This window comes from Halanaerobium saccharolyticum, from assembly GCF_003053565.1.
GTDB classification, from domain to species: domain Bacteria; phylum Bacillota; class Halanaerobiia; order Halanaerobiales; family Halanaerobiaceae; genus Halanaerobium; species Halanaerobium saccharolyticum_B.
The window spans coordinates 15067-31663 of sequence record NZ_QAXS01000022.1 but is presented as its reverse complement, the minus strand read 5'-3'; the positions used below and the strand labels follow the sequence as shown (position 1 = coordinate 31663).

The window sequence follows — 16597 nt, the reverse complement described above, 5'->3', positions numbered from 1 at the left end:
ATTAAAAGGTATTATAATATGATTAGAGAATTATTATTAAGTAAGCAATTACTAAAATTAGGAATGATAATTAATGTATTTATCAAATTTAAAACTCTGGAACTTCAGAAAATTTGGTTCAAAAGAATTAGATATTGAATCTCCAGATCTTAATTTAGATTTTAACAAAAATTTAAATGTTCTTATTGGAGAAAATGATTCAGGTAAAACAGCAATAATTGATGCAATTAAGATGGTATTAAAAACTCATAGTTATGAATGGATTAGGGTAACTGAAGATGATTTTTTTTATAATTCTGATAGATTTAGAATAGAATTAGAATTTAAAGATTTACAACCTGAAGAAGCAAAATATTTTACAGAATGGTTAAGTTGGGAAGGCGAAAAAGAAGAAGCTGACCCCTTTTTAAAAGTTAATTATGATGTGAGTAAAAATGAGGAAAGAATTCTTCCAGCAGATATTAGAGCTGGGAGTGATAAAGAAGGTTATCCTTTAAATGCTGAAGCAAGGCATTATTTAAAAACAACTTATCTAAAACCATTAAGAGATGCTGAAAGTGAGTTAATTCCTAAAAGATATTCTCGCTTATCCCAAATCCTAAAAGGCCATGATATATTTAAAGATGAAGAAGAAAATGATTTATACAAGAAATTCAAAGAGTTCAATGAAGATATTTCTAGTTATTTTAAAGAATCAGAGAATGAAGGTTACCAAGTTAAAGAAGTAATTGATGATTTTATTCAAGGTTTTTATGATAAAAATAAGGAAAGTGAGTTTAGAACTTCTGAAGCAAATTTAAGAAGTGTTTTGGAAACTTTAGAATTGACGATCTCAGATGTTGATAATCCTGGTTTAGGAACTTTAAATCGTTTATTTATGGCTGTTGAATTATTACATTTAAAAAGAGATAGTTGGCCTGGTTTAAAACTGGGGTTAATTGAGGAATTAGAAGCACATCTTCATCCTCAAGTGCAGATGAAAGTAATAGAAAAATTACAGGATAATAATGATATCCAATTAATTCTAACAACTCACAGTCCAAATTTAGCTTCAAAAATAAAACTTGAAAATTTAATAATTTGTACTAATGATAATGCTTTCCCTATGGGGAGTGATTATACTGAACTAAATGAAAAAGATTACATATTCTTAGAGAAATTTCTTGATGTTACAAAATCAAATTTGTTTTTTGCTAAAGGTGTTATTTTAGTAGAAGGTTGGTCCGAAGAAATACTTATTCCCACCTTAGCTAAGGAAATTGGATATGATTTGACTGAAAATGAAGTTTCTGTTATCAATGTTGGGAATGTGGGTTTTAATCATTATTACAAAATATTTTTGCGAAAATATAATCCTGATGCCATGAATGTTAAAGTATCGGTTGTAAATGATGTTGATGTTACAGCATATACAAAAGATAATATAGAGAAAAAGGATGAAGAATTTTATCAAAGAAAATGTAAAGAAGAAATCACTAAAAAGAAAAATAAAATTAAATATCTTGGCAAAAGTAGTCTGGAAAAACCACAAACAATTGTAAAACCATTCATTTCATCTGGATGGACTTTGGAATGGTGTTTTTATAAATCTGATTTTTTGAACAAAATTTTTATAAAATCAACAAAGCAAGTTCATCCTCAGATTTTTGATACTGAAAATTATGAAGAGGAATTAGCAATTAGATTGTTAGATTCTAATTTAAGTTTTAATAAAACAAAAATTGCTTACCAAATAGAAGAGTCACTTAGAAATGAAAGTGTTTTAAAAGGAATTAATCTAAATGAAGAAGAGACATACCAGGATGATCCAATATCATACTTAATTGAGGCGATAAAATATGCCTGCGGAGACTAATATAACTGATAAAGATATTAAATATGCTGAATCAATATTATTAAATGAGGATGAATCGTTTAAGGATGATAAAAATGAGAGAATTGATTTTATAAGAAATCTTGAAACAATAGATTTGCATGCTGTTCCAGGAAGTGGTAAAACAACAGCATTATTGGCTAAATTATTGATTTTAGAAAGAAAATTGCCATTTGAAGATGGTTCAGGGATACTGGTGATTTCTCATACCAATAATGCAGTTGATGAAATAAAAAATGAAATAGGAGAATATTGTGCTAAATTATTTTCTTATCCCAATTTTATTGGAACTATTCAAAGTTTTGTTAATCAATATCTGGCTAAACCGTTTTTTAACCAGGTTACTAAAGAGAAAATTTCAAAAATTAATGATGATTTTTATAATGAAAGAGTAGAAAATTATTATAATAATGTTTTAAGAGATAATTTTTGGCTAAATAAAAGAGCAAATACTTTAGATTTTTTGCAAAACATAAGATTTGATGAAAATAATATGTTGATTTCTGGAATTAATAGTAAAACTGATGATTTTGCATTAAAAAATACTTCTGGAAAAACATATAGAAAACTATCAAAAATGAAAAATATTTTACTCAATCAAGGAATTTTATGTTATGATGATGCTTATTATTTGGCTAATAGATATTTAATTAAATATCCTCAAATCAAAAACTTAATACAAAAAAGGTTTTCTTATGTTTTTGTTGATGAAATGCAGGATATGGATATTCATCAACATAATATATTGGAAAAAATATTTTATAATAATGGTAATAGTAAATCTATTTATCAAAGAATTGGAGATAGAAATCAGGCAATATATAGTGGGGGAACTAACTTTAAGTTAGAAGAAATCTGGAAATCTAGAGAAAATACTCTTAAAATAACTGGAAGTTATAGGTTTTCAAAAAACATAGCTGATGTTTTACAGAACTTTGCATTAAATTCTACAGATATTAAGAGTATAAAATTAGAAAATACTGAAATAAAACCACATTTATTAATTTATAATGACGATAATTATCAATGTCAGGTAGTTCAGAGATTCATTAAAATAATTAATGAACTAAAACTTGATGATAAAATTCCTGCTGATTACAAATATCCAATAAAAGCAGTATCTTGGATTACTAAAAAGAAAGAAGATAATAAAAATACTCTTCCAGATTATTGCCCTAAATTTAATAAAAATAAATCTACTTCTAAAACAGAATATACTTCATTAGAGAGCTATCTAATCAATTCTAAGAATAATTACAAAGAAATTTATAATAATTTATTAAATTTACTTTTAAAAATACTTAGGATAGAAAATGTAATTAATATAGATAATGATAGATATTACACAAAAAGGAGTCTCTTTTGGTATTTAAAAAAGAATAATAAAGAGCAATATGAAAAATTGAAGTTAAAATTGTATGATTGGAGCACTAAAATAATTAAAGGGAAAAATTCTGAGGTTTGTGAAGATATTAAAGATTATTTGGACGGTTTCCTTGGTGTTTTTGGAATTGAGAAAAATAAATCTATTGAATTTATTAATAGGGTTCCTAAAAAAATTATAGTTGAAGAAAAAAATAATTTTGATTGTCATTTGTGCAAGATTAATAATAAAAAAATTGAATTAGGTTCAGTCCATTCGGTTAAAGGAGAAACTCACACTGCTACATTATATTTAGAATCTTTTTATCAAAAAGATGGAAGTGGTGAGAATGCAAAATCTTATGAATCTCAGAGGTTGAATAAGCAATTCAAGAATGAGAAAATTACAGATTCAGATAATAAAAGAACTAAAAAGTCTGCTCGAATAGCTTATGTTGGTTTTAGTAGACCGACACATTTATTAGCATTTGCAGTTCATCAAGATAGATATGAAAAATATCTATTTGATATTAATAAAGATGTCTGGGAGGTAATTGAGGTATAATTATTTCAATTAAATCGCGCTCAAATTTAAAATTTGTTTTGAAAATAGAAAAGAAATTGATATTATATATTATTAAGAGGGGGAACAGATAAATTATGAAAACTCTTGCTAATTCAGTTAAGGTTAGAAAAAGTGTCTTCGATAGAACAATGAAAGATGAGGTCTTAGATCTTTCAGACTTGAAAAATGGTAACATTGATCCTGAAAGATTTTTTAAAGAAACATTTATCACCGACAACATGGAAACAGTTTTTGATACCGCAATGAATAAATTTAGAAACAGATCAGGAAACAGCATTATTAAACTAACCCAGGCCATGGGTGGAGGTAAAACTCACAACATGATTGCTCTGGGATTATTAGCTAAATATCCTAAATTGAGAAAAGAAATTCTTGAAGGCAAATATAATGATGTAGAAGGTGAGATTAGAACAATATCTGTTACAGGTAGAGAATCTGATATGAATTATGGCACCTGGGGAGAAATTGCCAAACAGCTGGGAAAAAAAGAACAGTTTAGTGAATATTATTCTCCACTTCAGGCGCCGGGTCAAACTGCCTGGATTAACCTGCTGGAAAGTTCTACACCTACTCTTATATTATTAGATGAGCTGCCGCCATATTTAAATAATGCTAAGACTAGAACTTATGGTCAGGGTACACTTTTAGATATTGAAACAACAGCAATCGCAAATTTATTAAATGCTATAAATAAAAAAGAATTATCTAATGTCTGCTTAGTTATATCTGATCTTGAAGCTACATATGAGGAAGAATCAGAAATAATTCAGGGTATGTTTAAAGAACTCGATGGAGAAATAAATCGTTTTTCTTTAAATCTAGAACCTGTATCAAGCAACAGTAATGATCTTTATGATATTTTGAAAACTAGAATGTTTGAAGGATTACCAGATGAATCTGAAATCAATAAAGTAGCTAATGGCTTTAAAAACAGCGTCAAAGAAGCTGTAGAAATGGGTTATACAGATGAGGCGCCTAGTGAAATTGCTTCAGCAGTTAGAGATACATATCCCTTCCACCCTTCTTTTAAAGATTTAGTCGAAAGATTTAAGGAAAACCAGGGTTTCCAAAAAACTCGTGGTGTTATCAGGTTGACTAAGAAGATGCTTAAAGGTATTTTTAGAGAGTCAGACAAAGCTGATAATCTATATCTAATTAATCCTTATGATATTGATTTAAATAATGCTGAAATGGCTAATGAAATTAAATCAATTAAACCAGAGTTTACAAATGCCATAAGCCATGATATTGCCAATAACGGCCACTCTGTTGCAGAGAGAATCGATAAATCTACAGATTCTCAGGATGTTCAGGATGTTTCAAAACTTATCTTAATGTCTTCTTTATCAAAAGCTACAGAGGCAATAGTGGGTCTATCAGTGAGTGAGATCTTTACTTATCTTGTTGCTCCAAATAGAGATATCACAAAAATCAGAAGCGGTATTGAAGAACTGCAGGAAAAAGCCTGGTATTTATATAAACATCATAACAAACTGCTCTTTAGACAGACTAAAAATGTAGTTGCAGAAATGCAGGATGAAATAAAAAATCTAAGCCGCAGTCAGGCTAAATTATATATTAAAGACTTACTCGAAGAGGAGTTTGAACCTAATGATAAAGATTGCTATCAAAACTTAATGGTCTTCCCTTCAATTGAAGAAATTGAACTCTCTAAAGAAAAAGTTTCTTTAATAATTTCTGAACCTAGTGAGGGCAGTGATGGCCTAAAAAGTGAATTAAAGCAGTTTTTTGAAGAAGTAGAATATAAAAATCGAGTTATGTTTTTAACAGGTCAAAAAAATGTTATGAATAAGCTTTTAGAAACCGCCAAAAAAGTTAGAGCAATTAATAATATAATTTTTAGAATGCAGGCCGATAATGTCAGCGACAGAGACAGTGAAATGCAGCAGGCTATGGATTTAAAAGATAAAACTGGCAACAGGTTGAATTCCAGTTTAAGAGAGACTTTTACGACTTTGTATTATCCCAGAAATAATGTATTAAAAAATACTAATTTAATTATGAAGTTTTCTCAAAACAACTTTAATGCTGAAAAAGAAATTAAAAACACTTTAATCAGTGAAATGAAGTTTACTACAGATATTGAACCAAAGAAATTACGGAAACGATTTGATAAAATTATCTTCACAAGAGATAGAATGACTTGGAATGAATTAATTGAAAGAACTGCTACTGAAACAAGGTGGCTGTGGCATAAACCGGATGCTCTTGGGGAACTAAAGGAAGATTCACTGCAGAAAGAAATCTGGTTTAAAGACGGTAATTATATTGATAAAACTCCTCCAAAAAAAGAAACTAATGTTAATGTTACAAAAATGAGCACTGTAAGTGAAAGTGGTATTTCTACACTGCGCATTACTCCAGTTAATGCAGATGAAGTTTATTATGAGATAGGTCAAGAGCCGACTACGGCTTCCAAAAAAGTAGAAAACTATAACTCGTTTGAAGCAACTGATTTAGTCTACTACTTTTTAGCAGTTGATTCAGAAGGTGTTAATGAAACTGGAGATCCTGTAAAATGGGAGAATGATATAAATCTGCAGTATAAAGAGTTAACAATTAAAGGGAAAGATGCACTAAAACTGCAGGCAACACCAAGTAATTGTGAAATCAGATATACTACGGATGGTTCTTCTCCAAAAGAAAATGGAGGCGTTTATCAGGAACCAATTATTATACCTGAAAATGCAAAATACATTCAGGCAGTTGCAGTAAATGAAGAACATGATATAGTATCTGATGTGCTGCAGTATGAAGTTAAAGAAAATGAAGTTACAGTTGATAGCGATAAGCCTGTCAAATTAACAGAAGCTCAAACTCCAAAAGGAACAAAAGCGACATATGAGGAGCTTGAATTTTTAAATGAAACAAATGCGACTTTTAAACAGGCACAATTTATTATCACAGGTAGAGGTAAAGCTGATTTTTCTTTGACTTTTATGATAGATAAAGTAGAAATAGATGATATGAATATGTTAGAAGAACAACTAAAAAATATTAAAGATAATTTTGTTGGAGAAAAGCCCCATGATTTAACTGCTAATATTACAGGGATAAAATTCAAAAGCGGCAGAGATTTTTTAAGATGGCTTGAAAAAAATGAATTCAACCTAGAAATGTATAAAAATAGATTTAGTCAATATTAAGGAGATGATCTTTTGAGCCAAGTAAAAACCTATGGATTTGGTTTTAATCCAAAAGAAACCAATCATCATTTCCTCTTAGAAATACCAACTGGAAATGCTAAAATAACAGTATATGAGAGATTTAACTGGGATCAAGATGAGCAGGTTAGTGATTTAAATGATAAAGATAAAAAAGTGATTTTAAGTAAGACCAAATGGAATAAAGTTAAAAATGTAATCAAAAAAGAATTTAATAGGCGTTTAAAAGATGAAGGACTTCCAGCAGGAGATTTTGACAGTTATTATGTACCTTTAGAGCGTTTATATGGTAAAGAATTAATGCTTCTGCTTTGGGCTATAGAAAATGCTGAAGTAGGGGTTATTGATTTAGCCATCAAAAACTGGCTGGGTTTATCACCTGAAGAGAGATGGTGGCTTTTTACAATGACTAATGCTTCAACGGGTCATTACAGTGACAACCGTGGCTGGAGAATAGCTTTAAGATATGCACTAACAGAAAACCCTGTAGATAATAAATTAGCAGGCAGCTTTGTACAGCGATTATTTTAAGATAAACTAGATAAATCTCAAGAAATTTAGAGGAGGATTATTTTGTTAGATTATAATAAATCATTTATTGAAGTTCAATTTCCAGTTTCAAGAATATCTAAGGAAAGTTATAAAGAAAGAAAAGCTAATCTAGGGCAAACACTTACTGGGTTAGGTAAATGGTGGGGTCGAAAACCACTGGTTATGGTTAGGGCAGCTTTATTAGGGACCTTATTACCAGTTTCAAATAATTACAATAAAGATAGAGAAATATTCCTTAAAATTATGACTATGGATGAAGAAGGTTTGTGGTTAAGAAAGTATAAAAATATTTCTAAAAAGAAATTATGGCAGCTTACTACTGAAGAAGAAAAAGAACAATATTTTCGAGAGGGTTCAACTGCTAAAAAGCCTAAATATCCTAAAGGTATGTCAAGAGAGAACAAGAAGGAGATGAAAGAAGAACTACAGAAAATAGCTTTTAATAGATTATCTTATGATGATAAATTAAGATACTGTAAAAGACCTGAAGAAGTCGAATTGACTGATGAAAAAGAATGGGAAATTATTAATGAACATTTAAAAACTAATGCAACAGATTTACAAGAGTTAATTCAAGAGTTAGGGAAGAAAAAGTTTAATCATATTCCTAAAGTTGGTGACTGCTTTTCTGGTGGGGGTTCAATTCCATTTGAAGCAGCAAGAATGGGGGCTGAAGCTTTTGGGTCTGATTTAAATCCAATTGCTGCACTTTTAACATGGGCTTCGTTAAATGTTGCTGGTGCTTCTGATGAACAAATTAATGAATTAAAAGAATTTCAAGAAAAAGTCTATAAAGAAGCTAATAAACAAATAAGTGAATGGGGAATTGAGCACAATGAAAAAGGACATCGTGCTGATTCTTATCTTTATTGCAATGAAGTAGAATGTCCAGAGTGTGGTTATACAGTTCCATTAGCTCCATCTTGGATTATAGGAAAAGGCACAAAAACTGTTGCTATATTAAGGGAAGACAATATAAATGAAAGATTTTTTATAAATATTATTCAAAATGCTAACAAAAATCAAAGAGAAAAATCTAAAAAATCATCTACCATTGACAATAATAAAATTTATTGTCCTCATTGTGAAACTAAGACCCCTATTACAAGCATTAGAAATGATAAAAAAACAAAAGATGGTACTATTTTTGGTTTGAACACCTGGGGGAAAAATAAGTTTCAATATGGAGATGAAGATGTTTACAAAGAGAGATTATATGCAATAAAATATATAGATGGGAATGGAAATAGATATTATTCTTCCCCAACTCAACATGAGTTAAAACAAGAAGAAAAAGTTATTGATTTATTATCAGAAAGATTTAATGAATGGCAAAAAAACGGATATATACCTTCTGGCAGAATAGAAAAAGGTTATAACACTGATCAAATTATGAGAGAAAAAGGTTGGGAGTACTGGCATCAATTATTTAATCCTAGGCAGTTATTAACAAATGGTTTGCTAATGAAGTATTCTGATAAATTTTCTCAAACAAAAAAAGAAAAAGTAATTCAATTACTTGGTGGAAACAAATGTTTAGACTGGAATTCTAAATTAAGTATGTGGGATAGTTATAAGGGGTGTGAAATAGTAAAAAATACTTTTTCAAACCAATCTTTAAATACATTATTTAATTATGGAACTAGAAGCTTATTTCTTTTAAGTAATAGTTGGTTTTATAATATTAACAATTATGATTTTAAAAACAAAAGTAAAGTTTGTCCAATTGATGCTAGACAAATTAATAAAAACCAAGATGTTTGGTTTACAGATCCCCCTTATGCAGATGCTGTTAATTATCATGAATTATCAGAGTTCTTTTTGTCTTTAGATCAAAACTTTTTAAAAGATATATTCCCAGAATGGTATACAGATTCAAAAAGAGTATTAGCTGTAAAAGGGACAGGCCAATCTTTTAATGAGAGCATGGTTGAAATTTACAAAAATTTAGCTGATAACATGCCTGATAATGGCTATCAGATTGTAATGTTTACTCATCAAGATGTAAAAGTTTGGTCAGAACTTACTATGATTTTATGGTCAGCTGGATTAAAAGTTGCTTCAGCTTGGAATATATCGACTGAAACTAACTCTGGGGGATTAAAAGAAGGCAATTATGTTAAAGGAACTGTATTATTAGTTCTTCAAAAACAAAGTTCTGATGATTTTGCTTTTCAGGATGAAGTATATGATGAAATCCAGATGGAAGTTAAAAAAATGATTGATTCAATGAAAGGTATTGACTATAAAGATATTCCTGATTTTACTGATGCTGATTATCTGTTAGCATCTTATGCAGCCGCACTGAAGGTATTAACGGGTTATGGAGAAATTGATGGTATAGATATTGATTATTGGCTTTCCGGTGATAGAAATGAGGAAAGTCCAGTTGAAAAATTAATTAAAAAAGCTCGTGATGTAGCTAACAGCTACCTTATTCCAGAAGAATTTGAAAAAAATCACTGGTTTGAGTTATCTAATGCTGAACGATTCTTTATTAGAGGTTTAGAACTTGAGATGAATAATGAGCATACAATAGGAGCTTATCAGGAGTTGGCAAAAGGATTTGGAGTTAAAGAATATAAAACAATGTTTCACAACTTTGAAGCCAATAATGTCAGACTTAAAACTCCTTCAGAATATAAAACAAGTTATCTTGAGAATGAATTTAATGAAAAAGACTTTAACGGCTCATTGTTAAGACACTTGCTGGTTGCAATTTTAGAATCAGCTAAAAATGATTCTACAAACTCCGGTAGAACCTATCTTAAAGGAGTATTTAATCAAAGCCAGGATTACTGGTATAAAAAACCTTTAATGCGGGAAATACTAACGTTTATTTCTAAAATAGAAATGGTAGATCATATGGAACACTGGCATGAAGAAGCTAAATATGCCAAGTTATTAAGAGAAGCATTAAAAAATGAAGGTGTATAGGTGAATATATATGATAAAAAGATATTCTTCCAGAAGAGAGTCTATTTCAGATTCTCTTCTCAATAAAAAACTAAAAAAAGCAAAATCATATGATAGAATTGCAGGATATTTCAGCAGTTCTATCTTTGAAATTGCAGGTGAAGCTTTAGACAATATTGAAGGAAAAATTAGAATCGTCTGTAATTCTGATCTGCTGCCGGAAGATATAAAGACTGCTAAGAGAGCACAAAAAGCTATCAGAAAAGAATGGTGTCAAAGTGAACCAGAAAAAATGGATAATAAAAATTTTCGTTTCAAAAAATTATACGAATATTTAGTCTCCGATAAATTAGAAGTCCGGGTGCTTCCTAATAAAAAATTTGGATTAGTTCACGGTAAAGCTGGTGTAATAACTTTTAAAGATGGAGGCCAAACATCATTTTTAGGCAGTGTAAATGAATCTAAAAGCGGCTGGAATATAAACTATGAGTTAGTCTGGGAAGATGATTCTAAAGAAGCAGTTGAGTGGGTGCAGGAAGAATTTGATGCTTTATGGAATAGTTCGGCAGCTATTCCCTTACCCGATTTTATTATCAAAGATATTAAAAGAATAGCAAATAGAGAAGTTATTGAGGAAGTTGATGATTTTGAGGAAGAAGATAATGTACCGGCAGCTGCAAACATTGAATCTCCCATTTATAGAGAGAATTTAGGGCTGTGGGAACATCAGAAATATTTTATTGAAAAAGTTTATAATGATCACAAAAAATTTGGGGGAGCTAGATATGTTTTAGCTGATCCTGTTGGTTTAGGTAAAACACTTCAATTAGCTGTCAGTGCTCAGTTAATGGCTCTATATGGAGATAAACCTGTCTTAATAATAGTGCCCAAAACTCTAATGAAGCAGTGGCAGGATGAATTAAATGACATGCTCAATCTGCCTTCAGCAGTCTGGGACGGTACAAACTGGGTTGATGAAAACGGCATAAAGTATCCCAATAGGGGTCGAGAAGATATTGTTAAATGCCCAAGGAAAATTGGAATTATATCACAGGGCTTAGTAACAGCAAAATCTGAATCAGTTGATTATCTGCTTTCAAAAAATTATGAGTGTGTAATAGTTGATGAAGCTCACCATGCTAGAAGAAAATCAATTGATCAAAACAACAACTTTTATTCTTTTCAAAAGACAAATTTATATGAATACTTACTGAGAATAGCTACAAGAACAAAGAGCTTGCTGCTGGCAACAGCTACTCCAATCCAGTTACACCCAGTAGAACTCTGGGATCTTTTAAATGTACTATCTCAAGGCTCAGATAGAGTTTTAGGGACTAAAAGTTCATTATGGAGAAAAAAAGGATCTATCAACCAGGGGTTAGAGTTAATTAAAAATCGTGGTAAAAATTTATCCTCAACTGAAAAGTGGCGCTGGATTAAAAATCCTTTTCCTCCTTCTGATGAAGGACCTAATTATTCAATATTAAGATCATCAGCAGATATGGATGAAGAAGCTGTTGTATATCCAAAACAGTATAATGAATTAAAATATCAAAACAAAGCAGCTGCTGGATTTTTAATGAATGATTTTTTTGAACTGCACAATCCATACATACGGCATGTAGTAAGGCGGGAAAGGGAGTATTTAGAAAATAAAATTAATCCTAAAACCGGAGAACCATATTTAGATACGATTGAAGTGGAGATAATAGATGAGCCCCCTTTAAAATTAACAGGGTATATGAAAGATGCTTATGATTATGCAGAAGAATTTTGCCAGCTAATTTCTAACCGTGTAAAAGGTGGAGGTTTTCTTAAGACCCTGCTTTTAAAAAGAATAGGAAGTTCTATTGAAGCAGGTAAAAAGACTGGGTTAAAGCTCAAAAACAATTGGGGCGAAAATTTGAATGAAATTAGTGAAGAGGAAGAGGAGGAAGGAAGCAGTGGAATTAAAGATTTAACAGCCGAAGAGCAGAAAATGCTTGATAAATATGTTAATGCTCTTTTATCTAATGAAGCTGAAGACCCTAAATTTGAGAAGTTAGTTAAACTCTTAAAAAGGGATAATTGGATTGATGAAGGGGTTATTATTTTTTCTCAATATTATGATACTGTTGAATGGATAGCATCTGAGTTATCGGAAATATTTACTGATCAAAAAATTGGTATCTATGCAGGCAGCGGTAAAGCAGGATATTATATTAATAATAAATTTTATAAAAAAACTAAAGATGATATAAAAGACATGGTAATGAGCTATCAGCTGAAGATCTTATTAGGAACTGATGCAGCGTCAGAGGGCTTAAATCTTCAGGCTTTAAGAAGGTTAGTTAATATTGATATGCCGTGGAATCCAACAAGGCTGGAGCAGAGAAAAGGACGTATTCAAAGAGGGGGACAGAGATTTGATAGAATTTATTTATATAATATGAAATATAAGAATTCTGTTGAAGATAGAGTTCACAAACTGCTTTCTAAAAGATTTAAAAATATTACTGCTATCTTCGGCCAGCTGCCAGATGTACTGGAAGACGCCTGGATTAATGTTGCTTTAGACCAGAAAGAAGAAGCTAAAAAGATAATTGATAAAGTGCCTGAGAAACATCCGTTTGAGGTTAAATATAATGAGAAGGTTGAAGCCTCTGATTGGGAGAACTGTACTAAAATTTTAAGTGAAGAGAGTAAGCTGAAGAAGCTGAGGAGTTCATGGTGATGAAAATTAGTTTTTATCTTTTTGTTTAAATTTTAAAATCGGGGGATTGTAAATGAGTAATAATATTGATAAATCTAAATTAGTTTATGTTAATATAGTCTGGATGAAATATTATAGAGGACTAAGTGAAAAAGATGAAATCAGCCCAGAAACAGGTGGTGGATCTCACCCACAAGAATATCTAGATGCTATAGAAACAACAATGAATTCTAAATCAATACCAAAAGATTATAATATATTTGTCGCTGCAGAAAATGCATATTTAATTAAAGAAAAATTTAGAGATTTCAAAGTGCCACGTCAAAAAGATTTAGGCTATGGTTTTGGTCAATCTAATATCTGGTATGCTGAAGAGGAAAAAGCGGAAAGATTCAAAAATAAAACTATTAATTATATTAATGACTTAAAGGGAAATAATCGATTAAAAATAATTCAGCCTTAAACTGTTGTGTTTTGATTAGAATTAAAGTTTGATATTTTTTAGATAGTGGAAATAAGAAAGATAAACAAAATAAAGATGAAAATTATTTTTATATAGATTCTGTTAGAGGGGCAAAGGGTAAAGGGCAAATTACTAGTGAAGGTTTTGTAGTACTAAAAGGATCTAGAATGTCTAATAATACTGTTGATTCAGCTCAAAATTGGGTAATTAAAAAGAGAAAAGAGCTATTAGAAAAAGAAATTGTAGTTGAAAATGATGAAAATTATATTTTCAAAAAAGACTATTTGTTTTCTAGTTCTTCTACTGCAGCTGCAGTAGTTATGGGTAGAAATGCTAATGGTTTAAGAGAATGGAAATTAAAAAATGGAATGACCTTAAAAGAATTTGAACAGCCTAATGAAGAATAAATTTTAATTATAAAAAAGAAAAAACACCTGATAAAATATCAGGTGCCTTCATAATTTTAATTTTGCCCATTTAAGAGCTCTTTATAATTTTATTTTCTAAATTAATAATACTATTTTATCAGTCAATTGTCAAGTAGTTTCAAACAAAAATTCACTTATTTTTTGGTTAAGATCTGCTGGTTTTTCTTTGATGTCATATATAGATTTTTGTTCATTAATTCGCTGGATATCAATTGCTCTCATATCACTTAAATGAAGTCGAGAAGTTTTATCATTTTTAAAATCTTTAATTTTAATATCAATTTCAATTTTAGAATTAGGAGGATTAGAATTTTCTTTTACTGATGTTGTAGGAATAACCAAATATTTTGATCCAAAATCTTTTAATATATAGCAGTAATGACCACCATAAATTTCTTTTGGATATCCTCTTCTTAAATTAAAATATGCAATTTGTCCTGTGGTTGGCCTAGTTGCTGGTTTTATTTTATAAAAAGAGGTTGATGGATCATTCGTTTCGTTTGGAACAATTATATTGTAAAAAAAGTGTAGTTCTCTAATCCAATATTTTAATTCTCTAGCAAAACCGTTAATATCATAGTTTTTAATTTTTTTGAGCGTAGCTTTAGCTTCCTTCACATCATCAGAAAAACTCATATTTGGTTCACCTCCATTAAATTATATTAATTATAACATAATTTCTATAAAAAGGAAATAAATTTCTGTAAATTTCAGAATATTATACGGAAAAATAAAAAGAGGTAGATACAATGTCATCAATTAAAGATTACTTAGCCAAAATAGTTTCAGAATATAAAGAAGCAAGATTACATGAAGAATTTGCCGGCCATCACCTAGGAGACTTAATGCGACATCAGTTGCCAGAATTTCTAGAAGAAAAGCTTTCTTCAAATTATAAAATAGATAATTATATAATCAAAGGTTCAATTGGAATGGGTAATTGGGCTAAAGTTCCCTGGCTTGCAATAATGAATAAAGATATAACAACTACAACTCAAGAAGGAGTCTATGTAGTTTATCTTTTTTCTCAAGATATGGAGAGAGTCTACTTAACCTTTAATCAGGGAGTAACTCGCAGCACCAAAGAAGAATTTACAAATAACCGTGATAAATTAAGATCTAAGATGGATTTAGGTGATTTTAAAACTGATAATGAAATTGATCTTGCTGAATCTGGTAAAGGTAAGGCTTATGAGTTATCAAATATATGTTATAATAAATATGAAGCTGAACAATTAATTAATAATCAAATTCCAGAATCAGAATTAATAGATGATTTAATTCAAATGATGAAAATTTACCAAAGATATTATGAACAATATTATTTAGAATTAGATGAAGCTGAAATTGAAACAGGAGAAGGAGTTTCTGAAAATATGGATGACTTAACAACAAAAGAAAAACTAACTCAAATCAAAAACTACATCAAAGCTCAGGGCTATACCTATCCTGACAATTTAATCGAAAACTTTTATCTTTCTCTAAAAACAAAACCCTTTGTCCTGCTTGCTGGTATCTCAGGTACAGGAAAAACAAAACTGGTAGAACTATTTGCAAAAGCTATTGGCTGCAGTTCAGATAATGACCTCTTTAAGTTGATTTCAGTTAAACCAGACTGGAATGACAGTGCAGATCTTTTAGGTTACAGCAATATCAGAGGAGACTTTCAGCCTGGCCCGATCTTAGAAACAATCAAAAAAGCTTCTGAAGATCCTGCTAATCCCTATTTGGTCTGTCTTGATGAAATGAACCTGGCTCGAGTAGAATATTATTTCAGTGACTTTTTATCAAAGATGGAAACCCGTCACTATGATGGTGATCAGATAAAAACAGATAGATTATTAAATGAAAATGATTTTGATCAAAATGACAGCAATGATTCTCAGGCCAAATACTCAAATCTACATATTCCGGACAACCTATATCTCATTGGAACGGTTAATATGGACGAAACAACCCATCCTTTCAGTAAAAAGGTATTAGATAGAGCAAACACAATTGAATTCAATCAGATTGATTTAACAGCCTTTTTAGAGGAAGATTATTCAGTGCAGGCTCAGAGCTTAAAGGTAAATAATCAATTTCTAAAAACAGAGTATTTAAATCTAAAAGATCTGCTGCCTGCTAAAAAAGATGAAGTCCAAAGAACAACTGAAGAACTGGAAAGATTAAATAAGATTCTTAAAAAAGCAAACTTACAGGTAGGCTACAGAATCAGAGATGAGATTAATTTTTACATAGTCGAGGCTTTGGATAAAGAATTATTAGATAAGAATACTGCCTTTGATAAGGAAATTCTGCAAAAGGTATTACCCAGGATCCAGGGTAGTTCAGCCATCATTAAAGAAATACTGCTGGAATTATTTGATTTTTTTAGTGGAAGCAGCTTCAGTCAAGAAAACGGTCAGCTGTCTAATAGAGTCTGGAACTATTATCAGGCAAATCAGGAAAGCTTTAAGTATCCGGAGTCAGCAGAAAAAATAGCATATATGCTGCGGCGCTTTGAAGAAGATGGTTTTACTTCTTACTGGCTGTAAAAA

At 30.3% G+C, this 16597-nt stretch carries 10 protein-coding genes; 9 read left to right on the top strand and 1 reads right to left on the bottom strand.

Going from position 1 to position 16597, the window contains the following annotated elements:
* Positions 1-73: 73 nt before the first annotated feature.
* The 8 genes from C8C76_RS09365 to C8C76_RS09330 all read left to right on the top strand — a co-directional run bounded on the left by C8C76_RS09365 (position 74) and on the right by C8C76_RS09330 (position 14036).
* Positions 74-1855 (top strand): ATP-dependent nuclease, encoded by a 1782-nt coding sequence (locus tag C8C76_RS09365; protein WP_108141014.1) that lies wholly within the window; start codon positions 74-76, stop codon positions 1853-1855.
* The gene (locus C8C76_RS09360) at positions 1839-3800 is read left to right on the top strand and encodes a UvrD-helicase domain-containing protein (protein WP_108141013.1); all 1962 of its coding nucleotides are present in this window, start codon (positions 1839-1841) and stop codon (positions 3798-3800) included. Before C8C76_RS09365 ends, C8C76_RS09360 begins: the two co-directional genes overlap by 17 nt.
* Positions 3801-3895: 95 nt before the next feature.
* The gene (locus C8C76_RS09355) at positions 3896-6988 is read left to right on the top strand and encodes a DUF499 domain-containing protein (RefSeq protein ID WP_108141012.1); all 3093 of its coding nucleotides are present in this window, start codon (positions 3896-3898) and stop codon (positions 6986-6988) included.
* Between the two features lie 12 nt (positions 6989-7000).
* The gene (locus C8C76_RS09350; protein WP_108141010.1) at positions 7001-7537 is read left to right on the top strand and encodes a DUF3780 domain-containing protein; all 537 of its coding nucleotides are present in this window, start codon (positions 7001-7003) and stop codon (positions 7535-7537) included.
* 42 nt (positions 7538-7579) lie between these two features.
* Positions 7580-10495: an anti-phage-associated DUF1156 domain-containing protein gene (locus tag C8C76_RS09345; RefSeq protein ID WP_108141008.1), complete on the top strand. Its 2916-nt coding sequence runs from the start codon at positions 7580-7582 to the stop codon at positions 10493-10495.
* 10 nt (positions 10496-10505) lie between these two features.
* Positions 10506-13187 (top strand): phospholipase D-like domain-containing anti-phage protein, encoded by a 2682-nt coding sequence (locus C8C76_RS09340; protein WP_108141006.1) that lies wholly within the window; start codon positions 10506-10508, stop codon positions 13185-13187.
* Positions 13188-13239: 52 nt separating this feature from the next.
* Positions 13240-13629: a hypothetical protein gene (locus tag C8C76_RS09335; RefSeq protein ID WP_089655495.1), complete on the top strand. Its 390-nt coding sequence runs from the start codon at positions 13240-13242 to the stop codon at positions 13627-13629.
* A gap of 167 nt (positions 13630-13796) precedes the next feature.
* A complete protein-coding gene (locus tag C8C76_RS09330; protein ID WP_258222465.1) occupies positions 13797-14036 on the top strand; it encodes a DUF4357 domain-containing protein in 240 nt (79 codons plus the stop codon).
* A 129-nt stretch (positions 14037-14165) separates the two neighbouring features.
* Here the strand turns inward: C8C76_RS09330 and C8C76_RS09325 are convergent, their stop codons facing one another.
* The gene (locus C8C76_RS09325; RefSeq protein ID WP_108141004.1) at positions 14166-14693 is read right to left on the bottom strand and encodes a hypothetical protein; all 528 of its coding nucleotides are present in this window, start codon (positions 14691-14693) and stop codon (positions 14166-14168) included.
* Between the two features lie 113 nt (positions 14694-14806).
* Here C8C76_RS09325 and C8C76_RS09320 point away from each other — a divergent pair, with 113 nt between their 5' ends.
* Positions 14807-16594, top strand: a complete 1788-nt coding sequence (locus tag C8C76_RS09320; RefSeq protein WP_108141002.1) for an McrB family protein — start codon at positions 14807-14809, stop codon at positions 16592-16594.
* Positions 16595-16597 lie beyond the last annotated feature (3 nt).

Excerpts from the sequence above, each read along its gene's own strand:
- C8C76_RS09365 (WP_108141014.1), top strand. The coding sequence starts at position 74 with ATGTATTTATCAAATTTAAAACTCTGGAACTTCAGAAAATTTGGTTCA.
- C8C76_RS09360 (WP_108141013.1), top strand. The coding sequence starts at position 1,839 with ATGCCTGCGGAGACTAATATAACTGATAAAGATATTAAATATGCTGAA.
- C8C76_RS09355 (WP_108141012.1), top strand. The coding sequence starts at position 3,896 with ATGAAAACTCTTGCTAATTCAGTTAAGGTTAGAAAAAGTGTCTTCGAT.
- C8C76_RS09340 (WP_108141006.1), top strand. The coding sequence starts at position 10,506 with ATGATAAAAAGATATTCTTCCAGAAGAGAGTCTATTTCAGATTCTCTT.
- C8C76_RS09335 (WP_089655495.1), top strand. The coding sequence starts at position 13,240 with ATGAGTAATAATATTGATAAATCTAAATTAGTTTATGTTAATATAGTC.
- C8C76_RS09330 (WP_258222465.1), top strand. The coding sequence starts at position 13,797 with ATGTCTAATAATACTGTTGATTCAGCTCAAAATTGGGTAATTAAAAAG.
- C8C76_RS09325 (WP_108141004.1), bottom strand. The coding sequence starts at position 14,693 with ATGAGTTTTTCTGATGATGTGAAGGAAGCTAAAGCTACGCTCAAAAAA.
- C8C76_RS09320 (WP_108141002.1), top strand. The coding sequence starts at position 14,807 with ATGTCATCAATTAAAGATTACTTAGCCAAAATAGTTTCAGAATATAAA.